The organism is Ewingella sp. C233 (assembly GCF_055407225.1).
Window position 1 is genome coordinate 644,511 of sequence record NZ_JBUZRI010000001.1, and the last position, 18,771, is coordinate 663,281.

At 54.3% G+C, this 18,771-nt stretch carries 19 protein-coding genes; 7 read left to right on the forward strand and 12 right to left on the reverse strand.

What is annotated here, in order from left to right; genetic code table 11:
• Positions 1-10 precede the first annotated feature (10 nt).
• Together ACZRKO_RS03025 and ACZRKO_RS03030 are read left to right on the forward strand one after the other, a co-directional pair.
• The gene (locus ACZRKO_RS03025; protein WP_463735782.1) at positions 11-445 is read left to right on the forward strand and encodes a DMT family transporter; all 435 of its coding nucleotides are present in this window, start codon (positions 11-13) and stop codon (positions 443-445) included.
• A 2-nt stretch (positions 446-447) separates the two neighbouring features.
• Positions 448-894 (forward strand): DMT family transporter, encoded by a 447-nt coding sequence (locus ACZRKO_RS03030; protein ID WP_463735783.1) that lies wholly within the window; start codon positions 448-450, stop codon positions 892-894.
• Positions 895-935: 41 nt separating this feature from the next.
• Here the strand turns inward: ACZRKO_RS03030 and ACZRKO_RS03035 are convergent, their stop codons facing one another.
• Together ACZRKO_RS03035 and parS are read right to left on the reverse strand one after the other, a co-directional pair.
• Positions 936-1,394 (reverse strand): RES family NAD+ phosphorylase, encoded by a 459-nt coding sequence (locus ACZRKO_RS03035; RefSeq protein ID WP_463735784.1) that lies wholly within the window; start codon positions 1,392-1,394, stop codon positions 936-938.
• Positions 1,391-1,852, reverse strand: a complete 462-nt coding sequence (parS, locus tag ACZRKO_RS03040; protein WP_463735785.1) for a type II RES/Xre toxin-antitoxin system antitoxin — start codon at positions 1,850-1,852, stop codon at positions 1,391-1,393. The genes ACZRKO_RS03035 and parS overlap by 4 nt, the downstream gene beginning before the upstream one ends.
• 435 nt (positions 1,853-2,287) lie before the next feature.
• On the opposite strand from parS, the gene ACZRKO_RS03045 reads away from it, so the two are divergent.
• On the forward strand, positions 2,288-3,175 hold the full coding sequence (locus ACZRKO_RS03045; protein ID WP_463735786.1) for a nucleoside-specific channel-forming protein Tsx: 888 nt from the start codon (positions 2,288-2,290) through the stop codon (positions 3,173-3,175).
• 56 nt (positions 3,176-3,231) lie between these two features.
• Here ACZRKO_RS03045 and ACZRKO_RS03050 read toward each other — a convergent pair whose 3' ends face one another.
• From ACZRKO_RS03050 to ACZRKO_RS03070, 5 genes are all read right to left on the reverse strand, one after another.
• The gene (locus tag ACZRKO_RS03050) at positions 3,232-3,588 is read right to left on the reverse strand and encodes a copper-binding protein (RefSeq protein WP_463735787.1); all 357 of its coding nucleotides are present in this window, start codon (positions 3,586-3,588) and stop codon (positions 3,232-3,234) included.
• Between the two features lie 10 nt (positions 3,589-3,598).
• Positions 3,599-6,778: an efflux RND transporter permease subunit gene (locus ACZRKO_RS03055; RefSeq protein ID WP_463735788.1), complete on the reverse strand. Its 3,180-nt coding sequence runs from the start codon at positions 6,776-6,778 to the stop codon at positions 3,599-3,601.
• Entirely contained in the window at positions 6,775-8,034 is a 1,260-nt protein-coding gene (locus ACZRKO_RS03060) for an efflux RND transporter periplasmic adaptor subunit (protein ID WP_463735789.1), read from the reverse strand. Before ACZRKO_RS03060 ends, ACZRKO_RS03055 begins: the two co-directional genes overlap by 4 nt.
• Positions 8,031-9,275 (reverse strand): TolC family protein, encoded by a 1,245-nt coding sequence (locus ACZRKO_RS03065; protein WP_463735790.1) that lies wholly within the window; start codon positions 9,273-9,275, stop codon positions 8,031-8,033. The genes ACZRKO_RS03060 and ACZRKO_RS03065 overlap by 4 nt, the downstream gene beginning before the upstream one ends.
• A gap of 89 nt (positions 9,276-9,364) precedes the next feature.
• Positions 9,365-9,745 carry a hypothetical protein gene (locus ACZRKO_RS03070; RefSeq protein WP_463735791.1) on the reverse strand — a complete coding sequence of 127 codons (381 nt, stop codon included), beginning with the start codon at positions 9,743-9,745 and terminating at the stop codon, positions 9,365-9,367.
• Positions 9,746-9,913: 168 nt separating this feature from the next.
• Here ACZRKO_RS03070 and ACZRKO_RS03075 point away from each other — a divergent pair, with 168 nt between their 5' ends.
• Entirely contained in the window at positions 9,914-11,509 is a 1,596-nt protein-coding gene (locus ACZRKO_RS03075) for an ABC-F family ATPase (RefSeq protein WP_463735792.1), read from the forward strand.
• Positions 11,510-11,665: 156 nt separating this feature from the next.
• Here ACZRKO_RS03075 and ACZRKO_RS03080 read toward each other — a convergent pair whose 3' ends face one another.
• From ACZRKO_RS03080 to moeA, 3 genes are read right to left on the reverse strand one after another with little or no spacing between them, the layout of a single operon-like run.
• Entirely contained in the window at positions 11,666-12,259 is a 594-nt protein-coding gene (locus tag ACZRKO_RS03080; protein WP_463735793.1) for a hypothetical protein, read from the reverse strand.
• 30 nt (positions 12,260-12,289) lie between these two features.
• Positions 12,290-13,048: a molybdopterin-synthase adenylyltransferase MoeB gene (moeB, locus tag ACZRKO_RS03085; RefSeq protein WP_463735794.1), complete on the reverse strand. Its 759-nt coding sequence runs from the start codon at positions 13,046-13,048 to the stop codon at positions 12,290-12,292.
• Positions 13,049-13,050: 2 nt separating this feature from the next.
• The gene (gene moeA, locus ACZRKO_RS03090) at positions 13,051-14,292 is read right to left on the reverse strand and encodes a molybdopterin molybdotransferase MoeA (RefSeq protein WP_463735795.1); all 1,242 of its coding nucleotides are present in this window, start codon (positions 14,290-14,292) and stop codon (positions 13,051-13,053) included.
• A 252-nt stretch (positions 14,293-14,544) separates the two neighbouring features.
• On the opposite strand from moeA, the gene ACZRKO_RS03095 reads away from it, so the two are divergent.
• Together ACZRKO_RS03095 and ACZRKO_RS03100 are read left to right on the forward strand one after the other, a co-directional pair.
• On the forward strand, positions 14,545-14,775 hold the full coding sequence (locus ACZRKO_RS03095) for a DeoR family transcriptional regulator (RefSeq protein ID WP_463737452.1): 231 nt from the start codon (positions 14,545-14,547) through the stop codon (positions 14,773-14,775).
• A gap of 148 nt (positions 14,776-14,923) precedes the next feature.
• Positions 14,924-15,574 carry a lysostaphin resistance A-like protein gene (locus ACZRKO_RS03100; protein ID WP_463735796.1) on the forward strand — a complete coding sequence of 217 codons (651 nt, stop codon included), beginning with the start codon at positions 14,924-14,926 and terminating at the stop codon, positions 15,572-15,574.
• Between the two features lie 70 nt (positions 15,575-15,644).
• Here ACZRKO_RS03100 and tsgA read toward each other — a convergent pair whose 3' ends face one another.
• Together tsgA and xapA are read right to left on the reverse strand one after the other, a co-directional pair.
• The gene (gene tsgA, locus ACZRKO_RS03105) at positions 15,645-16,838 is read right to left on the reverse strand and encodes an MFS transporter TsgA (RefSeq protein WP_463735797.1); all 1,194 of its coding nucleotides are present in this window, start codon (positions 16,836-16,838) and stop codon (positions 15,645-15,647) included.
• Positions 16,839-16,848: 10 nt separating this feature from the next.
• Complete coding sequence (gene xapA, locus ACZRKO_RS03110) at positions 16,849-17,697, reverse strand: xanthosine phosphorylase (protein WP_463735798.1); 849 nt, start codon at positions 17,695-17,697, stop codon at positions 16,849-16,851.
• 139 nt (positions 17,698-17,836) lie between these two features.
• On the opposite strand from xapA, the gene ACZRKO_RS03115 reads away from it, so the two are divergent.
• Positions 17,837-18,763 carry a LysR family transcriptional regulator gene (locus tag ACZRKO_RS03115; RefSeq protein WP_463735799.1) on the forward strand — a complete coding sequence of 309 codons (927 nt, stop codon included), beginning with the start codon at positions 17,837-17,839 and terminating at the stop codon, positions 18,761-18,763.
• Positions 18,764-18,771: the final 8 nt, after the last annotated feature.

Below are 18,771 nucleotides of genomic sequence, written 5' to 3' on the forward strand. Positions count from 1 at the left end.
CAGGAATACAATGAATCTGCTTTTAATTCCGCTGGTGGTGCTGGCCGGTATGGGGCTGTCGCTGGAGGCCGGGCTGATTGGGCCGCTGGGCACTGAAGTCGGCCATTTATGGGCGACGCTGAGTATTTTCGGCGTGGGGTCAGTGCTGACAGGCTTGCTGGTATTGTTCTTCAGCCCGCGCAATGCGCCTGCCTTTACGCAGCTACCCGGCTGGCAACTTTTGGGCGGCGTTCTGGGGCCGGTTTATGTGATTGTGCTGACGCTGGCGACGCCGCTGATTGGCATCGGACTGACGATGATCGCCATCCTTTCCGGGCAGGTCGCCAAAAGTCTGCTGATTGACCACTTTGGCTGGTTTGGCAGCCCGGCGAAAAAAGTCGGCGGTGAGCGTTTGCTGGCGCTGCTGTTTATTGTCGCTGCACTGATACTGATTGCCTGGAGCTGAAGATGACTGAACTGATAATGATTATTCTGGCTGTAATTGCCGGAGCAGCGCTAAGTATGCAGGCAGCGGTTAACGGCAAGCTGGGCGAAAAAGTGGGCGTGCTGAAAAGCGCATTTCTGACGTTCAGCGTCGGTGCAGCTATCACCGCGGTGCTGATCTTGTTCATTCAGACACCGCAGGCAGCGACCTTGCTGACCGTGCCAAAGTGGCAACTGATGGGCGCGCTGTTTGGCGTGCCGTACATCATTATTATGGTAACGGCTGTGCCACGTATTGGTACTGCGGCGGCGACGGTGGCGGTTATTCTCGGGCAGTTGTCGATGGGAATGATGATTGATAATTTCGGCTGGTTGCAAAACCCGATGATCGCTCTTTCATCGCAGCGTATGGCGGCGGTTCCCTGCCTTGCTATCGCATTATGGCTGATTTACCGCAGCAACCGACGTTAATCATAGACGTTTCATCCTAAACCGCGTTCCGCGTCAGGCTGTCAGGTCAGGCGCGGATCAAACACCATCGCCTCTGTCTCTACCGTCTCAAGTAGGGCGGCAAAGTCGGCATGTAGCGGATTCATAATCGCGTTGAATTCACTCGGTACAATGACTGAAGGTACTCTTAATCCGACGCTTTCCTCGTCCAGTAACCACTCTTCTCCCAGACTCTGCGTGCTGTCCGGCGGCGACGGATCTTTCCAGTCTGCACTGAGTGCCGAGGCGTCGAGCACTGGCAGCATTTCTTCCGGGACCTCAATACTCAGCAGGGTATAGGCCTGCAACAATACGCTGCTTTGCAGATGCACCATGATTTCCAGTATCGCCAGTGAAATGCTTGTAGCGAGATAGACCACTGGCTTGCCCGGCGGATTCCACCGTCCGCCATACAGCTGCGCGCCGGAACCCGACCAGGCTGTTGCCAGATGTTTGGTTTTCACTATGCGATAGAGCTTCACCCAAAGACCCCGTATTCCAGGCGGCCAATCAGACGGTTCACTTCCAGTGCACCCGCTTCAGAGGTCAGCATCTCGACCGGTGCAATACCGCCGAGTGCCGGAGCAGGGCGGCGTATCCACTCGAGCGCTGCGCTGCGGTCACCTTCGAATAAGTCGGTAGCAGCATCTACAACACGGATTAGGCGTGCGACACGTTCGCTTTCGTCCATTTTCAGCAGACCATTTTCCGCTTTGCGGCGGGCGAAGCTGCGTTCATTAATCCCCATAATTTCCAGCAGAGCCATTTTTGACCATCCTAGTTCGGCGTTGAGGAGGTGAATGCTATCAACTGAAAACCCTTTTTGTATGGCATTGATCAAACTCATTCCGCCGCTTGCGGGAAGCCCCGCAGATTGCCAGAGGCGCATTGCAGGAACGTGCGAGTTTTTGGAATGCAGATCTGAAATTTTAGGTTGCATGATGAGCTCCTTCGTTAGGCTAATTGTCATAATAATACCACGACAATTGTCTGTTGTGCACATATTGCGCAATCGATTTTTCCCTGACATATTTCTCCCCCATAACTGCAATATGTGAACCTAACGTGACACTCATCACACAAAGTATGTATCCGAATGAAACAGAAATTGACAAACATTGACCAAATCTATTTATTAGCTAACAAAAGTTGAATCCGATCTGCTGCGACTGGAAATTGCTCATTTTTTGTATTATGGCGTCGCAATCGGTTGTCGGTCACAGTTTCAGATTCTTTCTTATGCGTAGTGATGTGGCACGCCAATTACGGTTTTAAACAGTCAGTGGTCCTTAACATAGATTCAGACGCTGAATGTTTCGTAAAAATTGTCTCCTTCTGGCAGGGAGTTGCTTCCTAACCCGCTTCTGGTAAACAAATGAACAATAAAATTATTGCAGCTGGCGCACTTTTAGCTTTGTCTTACAGCGCGACTGCGCTGGCTGATGACACCAAGGGTGAATTCGTTTCCGACTGGTGGCATCAGAGTGTTAACGTTGTAGGCAGCGCTGATACCCGTTTCGGACCAACGATTCGTAACGACGTTTATCTCGAATATGAAGCCTTTGCACACAAAGACTGGTTCGATTTCTACGGTTATATCGATATTCCAAAAACCTTCGGCGCTGGTAACGGCAACGACACCGGTATCTGGGATAAGAACGGTTCTCCGATGTTTATGGAAATCGAACCGCGCTTCTCTATCGACAAGCTGACCAATACTGATCTGAGCTTCGGCCCGTTCAAAGAGTGGTACTTCGCTAACAACTATATCTACGATATGGGCCCGGACAGCGATAACCGCCAAAACACCTGGTTCATGGGTCTGGGTACTGACATTGATACCCATCTGCCGATGAGTCTCTCCCTGAACGTGTATGCTAAATACCAGTGGGAAAACTACGGCGCTGCGAACGAAAACAGCTGGGACGGCTACCGTTTCAAAGTGAAATACTTCGTGCCATTGACCCAACTGTGGGGCGGTAACCTGAGCTACATCGGTTTCACCAACTTCGACTGGGGCTCCGATCTGGGTAACGACGATTTCAGCGACGTTAACGGCCGTAAAGCGCGTTCAAGCAACTCCGTGGCATCCAGCCACATCCTTGCGCTGAACTACACGCACTGGCACTACTCGTTCGTGGCGCGTTACTTCCACAACGGTGGCCAGTGGCAAGATGGTGCTGAGCTGAACTTCGGTAACGGTAATTTCGACGTCAAATCTACCGGCTGGGGTTACTACGGCGTGATTGGTTACAGCTTCTAATCCCACCCGTACAGTCCAATAATAAAAACCCGGCAATGCCGGGTTTTTTTATGACGCTATTTCTTCGCCTCAAGCGCAATCACAACTTCATTGCCATCTTCTGCTTTCAGGGTGAAATCGACGGTTTCCCCTTCCTTGATATTTTTCAGCAATGCCGGATCGGCTACTTTAAATCCCATGGTCATCGCGGGCCAACTTATGGCCGGAATTGGACCGTGTTGCAGCGTCACCATGCCCGCTGCAGTATCGATTTTTTTCACCACACCGCTGGCTGCTGCGGTATCACTTTTTGACGGGGTGTCGGCCATTTGCATTCCTGCCATATTGCCGGACATGCGGGTGTCAGCAGCCATTACCGGCGCTGCGGCGGAAAACAGCACGGAGAGAGCAATAACGTTGATGAGCTTAGACATGATATTTCCTTCACTTGTTGAGGTCATGAGAACGGGAAGCCGCTAAAGAGGCTGAGTATTTACGTACAGAGAATTGGCGTTCGGCCAGTAAACGCCAGAGCGCGGGAATGATAAACATCGAGAGCAGTGGGGCGCTTATCATGCCGCCGACCATCGGCGCAGCGATGCGGCTCATCACTTCTGACCCGGTGCCGCTGCTGAGTAAAATCGGCACCAGTCCGGCCAGGATCACCGCCACCGTCATGGCTTTCGGCCTGACGCGTAAGGTCGCCCCTTCGCGAATGACGACATCCATTTCCGCCGGTGTCAGCGGCAGGTTGCGGGGGTTATGCGCCGTCATGGCCTGTCGCAGATAGACCAGCATGATCACGCCAAACTCGGCAGACACCCCGGCCAGCGCGATAAAACCAATGCCTGAGGCAATCGACAGGTTGTAGCCCAGCAGATAGAGCAGCCAGATACCGCCGACCATGGCGAAGGGCAACGTCAGCATGATCAGCGCCGCTTCCTCTACCCGACGAAAGAGCAGATAGAGCAGGAAGAAGATGATCGCAAGCGTTGCCGGTACCACCAGTTTCAGCCGCTCCACCGCATGTTGCAGGTATTCAAACTGCCCGGCGTACTCGATGCTGACACCCGGCGCGAGATGCAGTTGCTGATTAACCGCCAGACGCAGTGCCTCAACCACGTTGGCGACGTCGCTGTTACTGGCGTCGATATAAACCAGCCCTGAAAGTCGCGCGTTTTCGGTTTTGATCATCGGCGGGCCTTCGCTAACGTTGAGCGTTGCCACGGTACCCAGGGTGATTTGCTGCCCGGATGGCGTATAAACCGGCAGGTTGCGCAGCCCGTCGAGCGAGTCACGGGTTTCACGCGGATAACGCAGGTTGATCGGATAACGCGCCAGCCCCTCGACGGTTTCTCCGATGTTTGCTCCGCCAATGGCCGAAGAGACTATCGCCTGTACGTCAGCAATATTCAGTCCGTAACGGCTGGCGGCTGCCCGGTTGATGTCCACATCAATATAGTGGCCGCCGGTTAAGCGTTCAGCTAATGCCGAGCTGACACCGGGTACCGTTTTCGCTATTTTTTCGATGGCCTGTGCGGTGTTGTCGATGACGTCCAGCGTGGGTCCGGAGATCTTCACGCCAATCGGGCTTTTAATCCCGGTCGCCAGCATGTCGATACGGTTGCGGATCGGCGGCACCCAGATGTTGGCTAAACCGGGCACTTTCACCACGCGGTCGAGCTCTTTCACCAGTTTTTCCGGTGTCATGCCCTGACGCCACTGGTCGCGAGGTTTGAACTGAAGGGTGGTTTCAAACATCTCGACCGGTGCCGGATCGGTGGCACTTTCAGCCCGTCCCGCCTTGCCAAAGACGCTTTGCACTTCCGGCACGGTTTTAATTAAGCGATCCGTTTGTTGCAATAGTTCGGCGGCCTTCGAGACGGACAGACCCGGCAGGGCCGAGGGCATATAAAGCAGGTCGCCTTCGTCAATCGCAGGCATGAATTCCGAACCGATACGACTGAGCGGCCAGAGCGTGGTCAGCAGAACCAAAACTGCCAGCAGCACCGTCAGTTTAGGGCGGGCCAGTACCCAGTCGAGCATCGGCCGGTAGACTTTTGTCAGACCGCGGTTAATCGGGTTGCGGCGCTCATCGGGGATTTTCCCGCGTATCCAGTAGCCCATCAGCACCGGGATCAGCGTCACCGACAGCAGGGCTGCGCCGGCCATAGCGTAGGTTTTGGTGAAAGCCAGTGGGCCAAACAGTTTGCCCTCCTGCGATTCGAGCGTGAAGACCGGGATAAACGACAGGGTGATCACCAGTAAACTGAAGAACAGCGCGGGGCCGACTTCAGTTGCCGCCTGCGTGATCACCTCCCAATGCGCTTGCCCCTCAAGCTTCTCGCCGGGATGTTCGCTCGTCCAGTGCTCTATTTTCTTATGAGCATTTTCGATCATCACAATCGCGGCGTCGACCATCGCCCCGATGGCAATCGCAATCCCTGCCAGCGACATCATATTGGCGTTGATCCCCTGAATGCGCATCAGAATAAAGGCGATCATGATGCCAAGTGGCAGGGAGATAATAGCCACCAGCGCGGAGCGGAAATGCCACAGGAACAGCGCACACACCACCAACACCACCACAAACTCTTCGATAAGTTTGTGGGTGAGATTATCGATGGAACGGTCGATCAGCTTACTGCGATCATACACCGGTACGATCTCCACCCCGTCGGGCAGGTTGCGCTGTAACGCGTGCAGTTTCTGTTTCACGCTGGCAATCGTCGTGCGGGCATTTTCGCCGGAACGCAGAATAATCACGCCGCCGACGGTTTCCCCCTGACCGTTGAGTTCCGCGACGCCCTGACGGAGTTCCGGCCCAACTTGCACCGTTGCAACGTCGCCTAAGGTGACCGCAATGCCATTCACTACGCCGAGCGGGATCAGCCGGAAATCATCAAGGGTTTTCAGGTAGCCGGACGCCCTGACCATATAATCCGTTTCGGCCAGTTCCACTACCGACCCACCGGCCTCCTGATTGGCCTGCTGTACGGCAGCGATCACCGTTTGTTGTGGCAGGCGATATGCCGCCATTTTTACCGGGTCGAGCACAATCTGATACTGCTTCACCATGCCGCCAATGCTGGCGACTTCGGCCACATTCGGCAGGCTTTTCAGTTCGAAGCGCAGGAACCAATCCTGCAAACTGCGCAGCTGGCTGAGATCGTGTTTTCCGCTTTTATCCACCAGAGCATATTCATAAATCCAGCCAACGCCCGTCGCATCTGGCCCCAGAGCGGGTTTTGCTCCGGGCGGTAAACGCGATTGCACCTGACTGAGATATTCCAGCACCCGAGAACGCGCCCAGTACAGGTTGGTGCCTTCTCTAAAGATGACGTAGACAAAAGAGTCGCCGAAGAAGGAGTACCCGCGCACGGTTTGCGCGCCGGGCACCGAGAGCATGGTGGTGGTCAGCGGATAAGTGACCTGATTTTCAACCAGCTGCGGTGCCTGACCGGGGTAGCTGGTCCTGACAATGACCTGAACATCTGACAGGTCGGGCAGGGCATCGACCGGCGTGGTGTTGATAGCCCAGACACCGGCGGCGGCGATAAACAGCGTCGCCATCAGGACCAGAACACGGTTGGCCACCGACCAGCGAATCAATAACGCGATCATGGCTGGTTCCCCTCATTTTTTGCGTTATCCATTCTGCTGAGAACGCCTTGCAGGCTGGCTTCTGAATCAATCAGGAACTGGCCGGAGGCCACCACTTGCTGACCTTCTTTCAGGCCGGAAAGAATTGCTGTTTTACCAGCAGACTCCGGCCCGAGATTGACCTCAACCGGAGCAAAGTGCTGATTTTCATCGTTGACGATCACCACATTGCGCAGCCCGGTGCGGATCACCGCTTCGCTTGGCACGGTGAGATATTCCGTTGCCGCGCCGCTGTGCAACGCGACATTGGCAAACATGCCGGGCCTGAACTGTTGCTGAGGATTCGCCAGTTCCACCCTGACTTTCAACGTGCGGCTGGCGGCGTCGGCCACCGGCAAAATAGCATTGACCTTACCGGTGAAGGTTTTTCCGGGGTACGCCGGGAAGGTGATCTGCGCCGGCTGGCCGGTGAGCACGCTTGCGCCCTGCGCTTCGGGAACGGCGACGTCCAGCCATACAGTGGCAATACCGTTGAGTGTCACCAGCGTATTGCCGCTGGAAACCACCATGCCCTGACGAATGTCGAGTGACTGAATGACGCCCGCGACAGGGGCGGTCAGGGTCACGACCTCCTGCGGTTTACCGCTGCGTGTGACCTCACTTATCAGCGACGGCGGCATACCGAGCAGTAACAGGCGCTGTTTTGCCGCGCGGGCCAGCGTGCTGTCTCCGGTGCTGCGCATGGCCAGATATTCGGCCTGCGCGCCCGCCCAGTCAGGCATCAGCAAATCCACCAGAGGCGCGCCGGCTTTCACGACATCGCCCGCCGCCAGCGGATAACTGTGCTGGACAAACCCGTTACTGCGCGCCTGAATAATCGCCACGTCACGATCGTTGAGCACCACGTTGGCAACCGCATTGACCGTGGTATCGACGTGTCCGGTGGTGGCTTTCACCCAGCGGATAGCCAGATTTTGCACCACCCCTGAGTCAATCCGCACGCTGTTATTCGCGGTTTTTTCTTCGGCATATTTGGGTATCAGCTGCATGTCCATAAAGGGCGATTTTCCCGGCTTGTCGAAATGCTGGGCCGGTGCCATCGGGTCATACCAGTAGAGGGGTTTACTTTCAGCCGGCACGGTGTCTTTGACGGACGCCTCCTGCGTCTCGGCAGCCTGCGTTTTGCCGTACCAGAAACCGGCGGCACTGCCAGTTGCAAGACCCGCAGTAATGCAGACCACGGCCAGCGGCGCCAGCGAAAAAGATGTGCGTTTCATGGTTGAACTCCTGCAAAGGCGTAATAGAGGTTGGCAGCCAGTTGCGCGCGCTGGCTTTGTAGCCCGACTTTGCGCAGTTGCTGCTCTAGCTCGGCGCTGCGGGCGTTAATCAGGGCGGCACCCTCGCCGGTGCCACGCGAATAACTGGCGTTCAAAAGCGTGACCTTTTGACGGGCCAGCGGCAGCCAGCTTTGGTCGATGCGTTCTATCTGGCGGGTGAGGGTGGTGTAATCGGCGAGATCGTTATTGAGCTGATTGGTTTGTTGACGGATAGCAGCATCCCGTAATTCACCCACTTGCGTCAGATCGAGGGTTTTGGCGGCAATAACCGGGTCCTGACGGCTGGCCGCAAACACCGGCAGACCGACGGTAAATTGCACCGACACCATATTGCCGAATTGCGGGTCGCGCCGCTGGTAGTCCAGTTCGACGCTCCAGTCAGGGATTTTCTCTGCCTGTGCTGCTCGCAATTCAGCCCGCGCTTTTTCCGTCTCGTTGTTATAGGCCTGAATTTTTGGGGTTTTATGCAGGATTTTAAGATAGGTCGCCGCCTCGACCGGTAAGTCTGGGGCGCTGCCGGCTAACGGTTGTTGCGCGTCAGCACCGATATAACGGCTGAGATTCGCCGTGGCGTTGCGCAGCTCGCGCTGAAGCTGGTCTTCACGATCGGCCAGTTCGGCCTGTTTTTCATCCGCATTGAGCGAATCAGCAAGCGGGGTCCGCCCTGATACGATCTGGGCCTGTAAGGTTTTCCCCAGCAAGCCATTCTCCTGCTCCAGCTGATGCAGCAGGCCAAGCTGCTGTTCAAGATAATAACGGCTGAGCCAGGCCACAGCGGCACCCTGCGCCACATCAGTTTGTAAAATACGGTGTTGTGAACCGGCCTGCCCGACCTGCGCGTTCGCCACGTCCTCACGGGCATCGCGCTTGGCTGAATTAGGAAATTCCTGCATCAGGCCGATTTTCTCCATGGTCATCGACTCTTCGGTCAGTGAATTCGCCATGGGGCCGGAGACCGGGAAGTTGTCGAGCCCGGCAATGAGTTTAGGGTCAGGTAATGCGCCAGCGGGAATAGCCGCCGCCTGTGCAGAATGAATACCCGTCTGGCTGGCGGATAACTCGGGAGATTGTTGCAACGCGCTGCTGACCGCATAGCTGAAGGTCAGCGGCGCGGCATGGGCGAGTGAAGGTATTCCTGCGAGCAAAAGCTGCACAGGAAAAAAGAACGATTTAAAGGACATCGTATTGATTCCATGAAAGTAACGGCACGCCAAAAGGCATACCTTATTCCGCCAGCCACAGGCTGAACGGCGTTAGCTATCGATAAGAATCAGATGAACCGTGGAGGGCGCCACTGGCCTTCAAGGGCCGGAGAAAACGGAGTTTCAGGTGTCGGTAACGCGTTGTCGTGATAAGGGGAAGATAACGTCAGGGGAACGAAAGAGGTCAAAATTGTGCTGAGATTACAGTTGGCGCCAAACTTACAGCTTTGCCCGCCTTGCTGCTTGCCTTTCGACGACATGTCACTTTTTTGCGTCATGCAGTCATCAGGGGAGTCGGCCATCGTCGACATACCCGGCATCGCTGCCTGCTCGCTGGTGGTCATTTCCGTCATCGCGGAACACTGCGCAATCAAATTCACCGACGCCAGCCCTAAAGAAGGCAGCGTGATGCTAAGAATGAGCAGGATCAACAGACGGATTTTTTTCATGGCCGGCAGTGTAATGCAAAGCCGCGAAATTAACATCCGGTCAAAATTAACAAAAAGTTACCGATGTGAGGAGGTCCGCCTGAAAAACAACCATCCCAACAGGCGATCTCCTTGCGCCGTTGTGGCATAATGCGCGCCAAATCACATTCCTAATTAAGAGCGAGCGTTGTGTTAAGTACTTACAACATCACCATGCAATTCGGCAGCAAGCCGTTATTCGAAAATATTAACGTGAAATTTGGCGGCGGTAACCGTTACGGTTTGATCGGCGCTAACGGTTGCGGCAAATCCACTTTCATGAAGATCCTCGGTGGCGATTTAGTGCCGTCCGGCGGTAACGTGGTACTCGACCCGAACGAGCGTCTGGGCAAACTACGCCAGGATCAGTTCGCCTTCGAACAGTTCACCGTGCTCGACACCGTGATCATGGGCCATAACGAACTGTGGGCCGTAAAAGAAGAGCGCGACCGCATTTACGCGATGGCGGAAATGAGCGAAGCAGACGGCTATAAAGTGGCCGATCTGGAAGTCGAATACGGCGAAATGGACGGCTACAGTGCGGAATCACGCGCGGGCGAACTGCTGCTCGGCGTTGGCATTCCCGTAGAACAACACTACGGCCTGATGAGCGAAATCGCACCGGGCTTTAAACTGCGCGTATTGCTGGCGCAGGCGCTGTTCTCTGATCCGGAAATTCTGCTGCTTGACGAACCAACGAACAACCTGGACATCGATACTATTCGCTGGCTGGAGCAGGTGCTGAACGAACGTAACAGCACCATGATCATCATTTCGCATGACCGTCACTTCCTGAACATGGTCTGTACGCACATGGCGGATCTGGACTACGGCGAGCTGCGCGTGTATCCGGGCAACTATGACGAATACATGACGGCGGCCACGCAGGCCCGTGAACTTCTGAGCGCCAATAACGCCAAGAAAAAAGCGCAGATTGCTGAACTGCAATCCTTCGTTAGCCGCTTTAGCGCCAACGCTTCCAAATCTAAACAGGCGACCTCCCGTGCCCGTCAGATTGACAAAATTCAGCTCGACGAAATCAAAGCGTCCAGCCGTCAGAACCCATACATGCGTTTTGAGCAGGACAAAAAACTGTTCCGTAATGCGCTGGAAGTTGAAAAAATCACCAAAGGTTTTGATAACGGTCCGCTGTTTAAAAACCTTGGCCTGATGCTGGAAGTCGGTGAGAAAATTGCCATTCTGGGCGCCAACGGTATCGGTAAAACCACCTTACTGAAAACGCTGGTGGGTGAGCATGAGCCAGAAAGCGGTTCGGTGAAATGGTCTGAAAACGCCAAAATCGGTTACTACGCGCAGGATCACGAATATGAATTCGATGACTCTCTGAACGTATTCGACTGGATGAGCCAGTGGAAGTCCGAGAAAGACGACGAACAAGCGGTGCGCGGCATTTTAGGCCGTCTGCTGTTCGGTCAGGACGACATCAAGAAGAAAGTGAAAGTACTTTCCGGTGGTGAGAAAGGCCGCATGCTGTTCGGGAAACTGATGATGCAGCGCCCTAACATTCTGATCATGGATGAGCCAACCAACCACCTTGATATGGAATCCATCGAGTCGCTGAACATGGCGCTGGAAATGTACGAAGGCACGCTGATCTTCGTCTCCCACGACCGTGAATTTGTGAGTTCACTGGCGACCCGTATCATCGAAATGACCCCGACCCGAGTCATCGACTTCTCCGGTAACTACGAAGATTATCTACGTAGTCAGGGCATCAATAGCTAAATCCGCGTCATCCTTCATGCAATAGCGGCGTTAATTGCTTTTGCTCACCCAGGTCACATACTTATTATGTGACCTGGGATTCGCTCAGTTGCCGCCTGATATAAACCGTCCAACTTTATGGATCAGTTCATTTTATAGGGGCGGTTTTTTTTTATTTTAGAGCCAAGTGAATTCAGTATGTGTTAGACGGACACCATAACGGCTGACATTTTCAACTACATAGATTCCGTCCATTCCTTGTTTATGTTCTTTGAGTAAATATTCTTTTGAAGAACAAAGCGTTACCCAGCGTCCCAATGTTTTATCTTTGATGAGTAACCCGGCCTCGCAATGACCATGTTTTCCTTTCGAAGGGCCGGGAAAAGTCACATCATATTCTGTAACGTAACTGACTGTCTTTTCGGGGAAAAACCAAACCAGATACTCATAATATGAAAGGGCGGGTAAGCCTATTAACATCACGCCAAAGCCGAATATTTTAATTATTTCCCACCAGGGTTTATTTTCACGTCTCATCTGCGGCATCATCAGAGCAGCAATGATCAGGCCACCAATTACTCCCGCGGTAAGCGCCGTTGTCCACTCTGGCACCCATCTGTATACGAAAACAGTAAAACGAAATCGACCGGCAAAAAGCAAAATCGCCACGTAAACAATGAGGGTAATGAGTATCGGGGCAATGGCTAACCATTTGCCAAAATCAATATCTAGTAGGCGGCGGAGTGCACTCCGTTTACGATAAATAAACATATCTTCCCTGTTCCATCTCCATTTGATTCGTTATTTCCCACACACCTCGCAGCCCGCATTTTTCATTAATTTCATTTCCCGAAACTGCATTGTCATTGCATCAAACATCAGTAAACGGCTGCGCAGAACTTGTCCGAATTCTGTCAGCAATTTGATCGCTTCCATCGCCTGCAAACTGCCGATGGTGCCGACCAGCGGTGCCATGACGCCCGCTTCAACGCAGGTCAGGGCGTTTTCACCAAACAGGCGGCTGAGGCAGCGATAGCAGGGTTCGTCGGGCTGATAGGTGAAGACGCTGAGCTGGCCCTCCATGCGGATAGCCGCGCCGGAAACCAGCGGCGTTTTTGACGCAAAACAGGCGCGGTTAAGCTGGTCGCGGGTGGCGACGTTGTCGGTGCAGTCCAGCACCACGTCGCACTGACTGACGATCACGGCGAGCGCCACATCATCGAGCTGGCGGTCAATTTGCGTGATGCCGACGTGCGGATTGATCGCTTCCAGTGCCAGTTGTGCCGAGGCTACTTTGGTCATACCGATGCGAGCGTCAGTATGCAGCGTCTGGCGCTGCAAATTGGACAGCGACACGGTGTCGAAATCCAGCAGGGTCAGGGATCCTACCCCGGCAGCGGCCAGATATTGCGCTGCCGCACAGCCCAGACCACCGAGTCCGACAATCAGTGCATGGCTGGCTTTCAGTTTTTCCTGCCCGTCGAAATCGAAACCTTTCAGAACGATCTGGCGGTTATAGCGCAGGGTTTCGGCGTCGGTCAGTTCCGGCAGCGTTGTCATCTTCAGCCCCGCAGCAGAGCGTTAAAAGGTTCGACGTCCACCAGCTCACCGGCAGCCACGCGGTCACGTTCGCGTTCCAGCACCACAAAGCAGTTGGCCTGGCTAAATGAGCTGAAGACGTGCGAGCCCTGATGGCCGGTAGTGCGGACTTCCAGTTCTCCGCCAGCGCTGGTGCTGAAAATACCGCGCTGGAACTCCAGACGCCCCGGTGATTTATTAAAGGGCGTGGTAGCTCTGGCTTTCAGGCGTGGTGGCATTGACCATGACGTATGGCCGCTCAGCCCGGCGATAAACGGCTGCACCAGTTGATAGAAGGTGAGGGCCGCGGAAACCGGGTTGCCCGGCAGGCCGCAGAACCAGGCCTTTTTAAGCTTGCCGAAGGCGAAAGGCTTACCCGGTTTAATCGCCAGTTTCCAGAAACCAATTTCGCCCAGCTCCTCGAGCATCTTTTTGGTGTAATCCGCTTCGCCCACCGAAACACCGCCACTGGAGATCACCAGATCAGCAAAGGCATTGGCCTGTGCAAAGGCTTCACGCAGTGCCTGCTGGTCATCGCGGATGATGCCTAAATCCAGCACCGTACAACCAATCTGCTCGAGCATCAGGCGCACGGCAAAACGGTTGGTATCATAAATCTGGCCTTCTTGTAGCGGCGTGCCGACCGGTTGCAGTTCGTCTCCGGTGGAGAAAATCGCCACCTTCAGCGGTTTGAATACCTCAACGTGCTCCACGCCGAGCGAAGCCAGCAGGGGTAATTCGGCAGCGCCAAGACGCACGCCTTGTGCCAGCACGCTGTCGCCCTGTTTGATGTCATCGCCGATGAGGCGGATGTTTTGACCTTTTTGCACGGCGGCGGTTAACCGCACGCCCGCTTCTGTCACTTCGGTCTGCTCCTGCATGATCACCGCATCTGCGCCCGCAGGCACCGGTGCGCCGGTCATAATGCGGATACAGCTTCCGGCTGGCCATTCACCGTGGAAAGGCGCACCGGCGAAGGCTTTACCTGCTACCGGCAGCACAGCGCCGTCGTGCAGGTCGGCGGTGCGCAGGGCATAACCGTCCATCGCCGAGTTATCAAACGGCGGCACAAACACGGGTGAACGCACCGGTGCGGCGGTGATACGCCCGGCGGCGGCGGCCAGCGGCACGGACTCAACGTCTTTGTCTGTTTTAGCGGGAGTATGGGCGCGCATTTTATCCAGCGCGTCCTGCAATGAGATCAAACCGGCGGTATTGAATTCCATCTTTAAATTCCTTGTAGTGCCCTGCACGACTGGCGGCAGTGAAGTGTGGCAAAAAACATTCCGCTATTATGTCAGAGTAAAGAGTGGCTGAGAAATCGCGCTGACCAAAAACTGCCGATGCAAAAAACGACAGCTTTTTCCCAAAAATTGAGATCGATCCCAAAACTAAGCTGAAAACCTGCGTATGATTACCGCCAGTTATGTGACTTGGTTCACAAATAAATGTCGAGCGCCAACGGGAGTTGCATCGTGATGAAAAGAAACCGCCATCAAGCCATTCTCCGGTTGGTGGACCAGCATGAAGTGGTACAGGTCAGTGAACTGGCGCAGTGGCTGGAAGTGAGCCTGGAAACTATCCGTCGCGACCTCAGCGAGATGCAGGATCAGGGGCTGATTTTGCGCCGCCACGGCCGTGCTCGTCGTCTGATTCAGCAACCCGTCACCGGCTGGATGAACAGTTTGCAGCGCGCCCCGCAGCTGTAATTCATTTCGCAGGATTTAAGAATGCAAAAGGGAAGACATCGCTGTCTTCCCTTTTTTCATGTCCGCAGAAAATTGATGAAACAAACTTGTCAGATACAGATAAAATCTTCGTCACATTATTCGTCACCTTATAGATGGGAAATTTTTCATGGATGATTCACAAGATAAACTCGGTAATTCATTAATTTGTCTGGGTTTGTTTTTCTTATGGTTTATGGTGTCGTTTGCCGTCGCTTTGTTTCCAGCCGCCAAATTACTGATCGAAAATGGCTACGATGTATTTGTATTCCATGTGATTGAAACCTTGTTGATGGGCTATTTATTACTGCGATACCGACAACTTGGCCTGGATGTACACGTCGGTTCGCCAGATCGCGGCATGTTTTTACACTTTGGATTGGCGATTGTCGGGCTGACTTGTATTACACCATTTTTTGCACCGCCCGAGGCCTGGGTCTCAGGATTTTTAAATTATTCATCCACAGCTGATATGACCCGCATTTTGACTCTGCTGGTCATTGCGCCGATTGGTGAGGAAATTGTTTTTCGGGGTTTCCTGTTACAGGCATTTTTGTTGTGGGGCGGTAATGTGGCCAAAATTGGCATCGCTATTAGCGCTGGGCTATTCGCGATGGTGCACTGGCAATATACCGATCCGATCTCTTTCGTAAGTCTTTTTATGAGCGGTGTTTTGTTGGCTTACGCGCGGATAAAAAGTAATGGGCTGCTACTGCCTGTGACTTTGCATATGCTGATTAACGGTATTGGTCTGCTGGCTATTTTGACGGGAAACGTTTGAAATTTGAGGAAATAAGGAGAGAGGCAGTTTAAAGCCTCTCTCTTGTGAACTTCTCACTTTTACTCAGCTTTTAATGCGCAGGCTGTTGCTCAAACCCTTCCGCCTTGCTGTTGACGCAGGCCAAAATCAGCGCGACCAGCAGGAATACGTAGGAGACCGTTGCGGTGTTCAGTGCCCAGAACAAGCCGTAGTGGCTGTAAACCAGTGATGACAGGGTGGAGAAAATCAGCGTGCCGATGGTGCCGATAGTCAGCAGCGCCGAGGTCAGCGTTGGCGGTGAGTTGCGCACTTGCAGGCTGCCATAGCTCATGATCCCAGAGAACAGACCTGAGTTACAGAAACCAAACAGACCGGCACAAATCAGAATCAGTCCCGGCTGGTTGCTGTTGGCTGCCACGGCCAGACACGCCAGACCGACCACCGTGGAGATCAGCAAATAGGTGCGCAGTTTGATGAAACGTACGGTGAACTGATTCACAAACAGGCCAATAGATTTCACCGTCCAGTAGGTGGTGATGTAAAACGCCGCGCGGTCAGCAGCCATGCCGAAATGCTCTTTCAGCCAGCTTGGTAACCACATAGTGAAAATCGGTTCGGCCAGCAAGAAAGCAAACAGCGCGAAACAGAGCACCCAGACTGACATTCCCCAGCGTTGCTGGTTGGCCTGCGTCGAAGAGGCTTCAGACGCCTGCGGAATGGACGGGAATTTCTGCCCGACACACAACACGATCATCATCAGGCTCAGCACTGCCATCACGCCGTACATCGCCAGCCAGCTTGCCCCGTGTTGGAACAAATACCCAAGCAGCAGCGAGAGCACTACACCGGCCAGCGCAAAGAAGAAGTCCGTCAGGATTAAGTTTGCCGAGCGCTTTTTCGGATCTTCATTAATACGTACCACCAGATAGCTGCCGATGGACATCATGATGCCGGACGCCGCGCCAATCAGAAACACACCGATGCCGAACATGGTGATCGACGGCATCAGAAACAGCGCGATGCAGGTCAGTACCGATACGGTGGAACCGGTGATCAGCTGCTTGCCGAGATTGAATTTGCGCATCAGCAGGCCGCTGACCATGATCGGCAGAAACAGACCGATATTCATCAGGGTAAACATCTGGCCGATAAAACCGGGATCTTTGCCAAAAGCTTCAGACACCGGGCCAATAACAATGCCGAGAGTGGAAACCAGCGCACCGGTAAAGAAGTAGCTCAGCCAGGAGATCATATTGATCCGCCGGCGGTTGAAGGTCTGTTCCATGACGAACTCCTTATTTTTCTGCGCGGGCGATGGCGGCGAAGAAGGCGCGGATCAGGCGGGTGAAATCACCGGCGGCCAGTGCGGCGCATTTCAGGGTCTGTTCGTGTGACAGCACGGTGTCTGACAATCCTTCGGCGTAGTTGGTCATGGCCGAGACGGCCAGCACTTTCAGGCCACAATGGCGCGCAGAAATCACTTCCGGCACGACCGACATTCCCACCACGTCGCAGCCGAGGGTTTGCATCATGCGGATCTCCGCCGGAGTTTCAAAATTCGGGCCGGTGTAGGAGGCAAAAACGCCTTCTGCGACATCGATGTCCAGCGTGCCAGCGACCTGATGCAACTGCGCACGCAAGTCTTTGTCGTAAGCATTGGCGAGGCTGAAGAAGCGCGGGCCAAAGCGTTCATCGTTCGGGCCAACCAGCGGGGATTCAGGCATAAAGTTGATGTGATCGGTCAGTGCCACCAGACGCCCCGGTGCCACTTCTTTACGCAATGAACCGGCGGCATTGGTCGCCAGTAAAAACTCGCAGCCAAGCAATTTAAAAGTGCGCACAGCGCTGGTCATCACGGACATGCCGTGGCCTTCGTAGAAATGCCCGCGGCCTTTCATGCACATCACCGGTACGCCTTCAAGTTTACCCAGCACCAGTTCACCGGCGTGGCCGACGACGCTGCTTTGCGGGAAGCCAGGCAATTCGTGATAGGGAATGGCGATGGCATCGGTCATGGCGTCACACAATGCGCCAAGGCCGGATCCGAGGATCAGCGCCGCGTGCGGGATAAAGCCGGGCGCACGTTGACGGATTAATGCGGCGCAGTCAAAGGCATGATTATTGATATTTGAGTTATTGAGCATGATCACTTCTCTCGCAATTGTCAGTAGGGTTGGGTTACTGCCAATGCTAGGGTGAGCGGCATATCACGTCTAATACCGTTATTTGACACTATTTATAGGTAAAGCCTATAAATCCGCCAGCCTGCCGAGAAACTTGTTGATGACCAAACCTTTTACCGATTCCCCCTTTGATCTGGGGCAGATCAACCTGCGGCTGCTGCACTATTTCCGCGTAGTGGCCGAAGAGCTGAATTTCAGTAAAGCGGCGGTGCGCCTGAACATGTCGCAGCCACCGCTCAGCTTGCACATCAAAGAGCTGGAGTTACTGCTCGGCACCCCGCTGTTTAACCGCACCACGCGGTCGGTTTCGCTGACGCCCGCCGGTGCGGCGCTGATGCGCGAGGCAGGGCTGATGCTCGATGGCATTAACCGTTCACTGCATCACGTCCGCAAAATTGGTCGCGGTGAAGTGGGGCATATTCAGTTTGGCACGGTAGGGACCGCCGTCTGGGGATCGCTGCTGCCTGCGCTGAATACCTTTGCTGCCGGTGCACCTGAGATCAGCTGGTCTTTGACTGAGCTGACGCCGGTGCAGCAGATTGACGCGCTGCAGCAAAACCGTATTGATATTGGGATTTGGCGTGAAGCCAATACGGCGCTGCCGCCGGGTATGGTCAGTACCTTGTTCGGACATGAAAATGTGGCGCTGGCGCTGCCAGACCAGCATCCGCTGGCGGCGAAAAATAGCGTCGGGTTGAGTGAACTGGAGCATGAGGATTTCGTCCTGATGCCGATGAACGCCTCCAGTCTTGGCAGTTATCTTTATGCCCGCTGTCGTCAGCACGGCTTTTTGCCGAAAGTCAGGCATCAGGTGAATGAACCTCAGACCGCACTTGCTCTGGTGGCTAACGGTTATGGCATCACGCTGCTGCCGGAAAGCTATGCACGTATTCACTGGCCGGGTGTACGTTTTTGCGCCCTGAAGGAACGTCTGCCCGCCGATCTCTACGCAATTTATCAGACCGAGACGGTCACGCCCGTGGCGCTGCGTTTTCTGGCGACGCTGGAGAGTGGAAAAAGCGCATAAAAAAACCG

Bases quoted from the DNA above. Each gene is read 5' to 3' on its own strand.
- ACZRKO_RS03025 (WP_463735782.1), top strand. From the start codon at position 11: ATGAATCTGCTTTTAATTCCGCTGGTGGTGCTGGCCGGTATGGGGCTG.
- ACZRKO_RS03030 (WP_463735783.1), top strand. From the start codon at position 448: ATGACTGAACTGATAATGATTATTCTGGCTGTAATTGCCGGAGCAGCG.
- parS (WP_463735785.1), bottom strand. From the start codon at position 1,852: ATGCAACCTAAAATTTCAGATCTGCATTCCAAAAACTCGCACGTTCCT.
- ACZRKO_RS03045 (WP_463735786.1), top strand. From the start codon at position 2,288: ATGAACAATAAAATTATTGCAGCTGGCGCACTTTTAGCTTTGTCTTAC.
- ACZRKO_RS03050 (WP_463735787.1), bottom strand. From the start codon at position 3,588: ATGTCTAAGCTCATCAACGTTATTGCTCTCTCCGTGCTGTTTTCCGCC.
- ACZRKO_RS03055 (WP_463735788.1), bottom strand. From the start codon at position 6,778: ATGATCGCGTTATTGATTCGCTGGTCGGTGGCCAACCGTGTTCTGGTC.
- ACZRKO_RS03060 (WP_463735789.1), bottom strand. From the start codon at position 8,034: ATGAAACGCACATCTTTTTCGCTGGCGCCGCTGGCCGTGGTCTGCATT.
- ACZRKO_RS03065 (WP_463735790.1), bottom strand. From the start codon at position 9,275: ATGTCCTTTAAATCGTTCTTTTTTCCTGTGCAGCTTTTGCTCGCAGGA.
- ACZRKO_RS03070 (WP_463735791.1), bottom strand. From the start codon at position 9,745: ATGAAAAAAATCCGTCTGTTGATCCTGCTCATTCTTAGCATCACGCTG.
- ACZRKO_RS03080 (WP_463735793.1), bottom strand. From the start codon at position 12,259: ATGTTTATTTATCGTAAACGGAGTGCACTCCGCCGCCTACTAGATATT.
- moeB (WP_463735794.1), bottom strand. From the start codon at position 13,048: ATGACAACGCTGCCGGAACTGACCGACGCCGAAACCCTGCGCTATAAC.
- moeA (WP_463735795.1), bottom strand. From the start codon at position 14,292: ATGGAATTCAATACCGCCGGTTTGATCTCATTGCAGGACGCGCTGGAT.
- ACZRKO_RS03095 (WP_463737452.1), top strand. From the start codon at position 14,545: ATGAAAAGAAACCGCCATCAAGCCATTCTCCGGTTGGTGGACCAGCAT.
- ACZRKO_RS03100 (WP_463735796.1), top strand. From the start codon at position 14,924: ATGGATGATTCACAAGATAAACTCGGTAATTCATTAATTTGTCTGGGT.
- tsgA (WP_463735797.1), bottom strand. From the start codon at position 16,838: ATGGAACAGACCTTCAACCGCCGGCGGATCAATATGATCTCCTGGCTG.
- xapA (WP_463735798.1), bottom strand. From the start codon at position 17,697: ATGCTCAATAACTCAAATATCAATAATCATGCCTTTGACTGCGCCGCA.
- ACZRKO_RS03115 (WP_463735799.1), top strand. From the start codon at position 17,837: ATGACCAAACCTTTTACCGATTCCCCCTTTGATCTGGGGCAGATCAAC.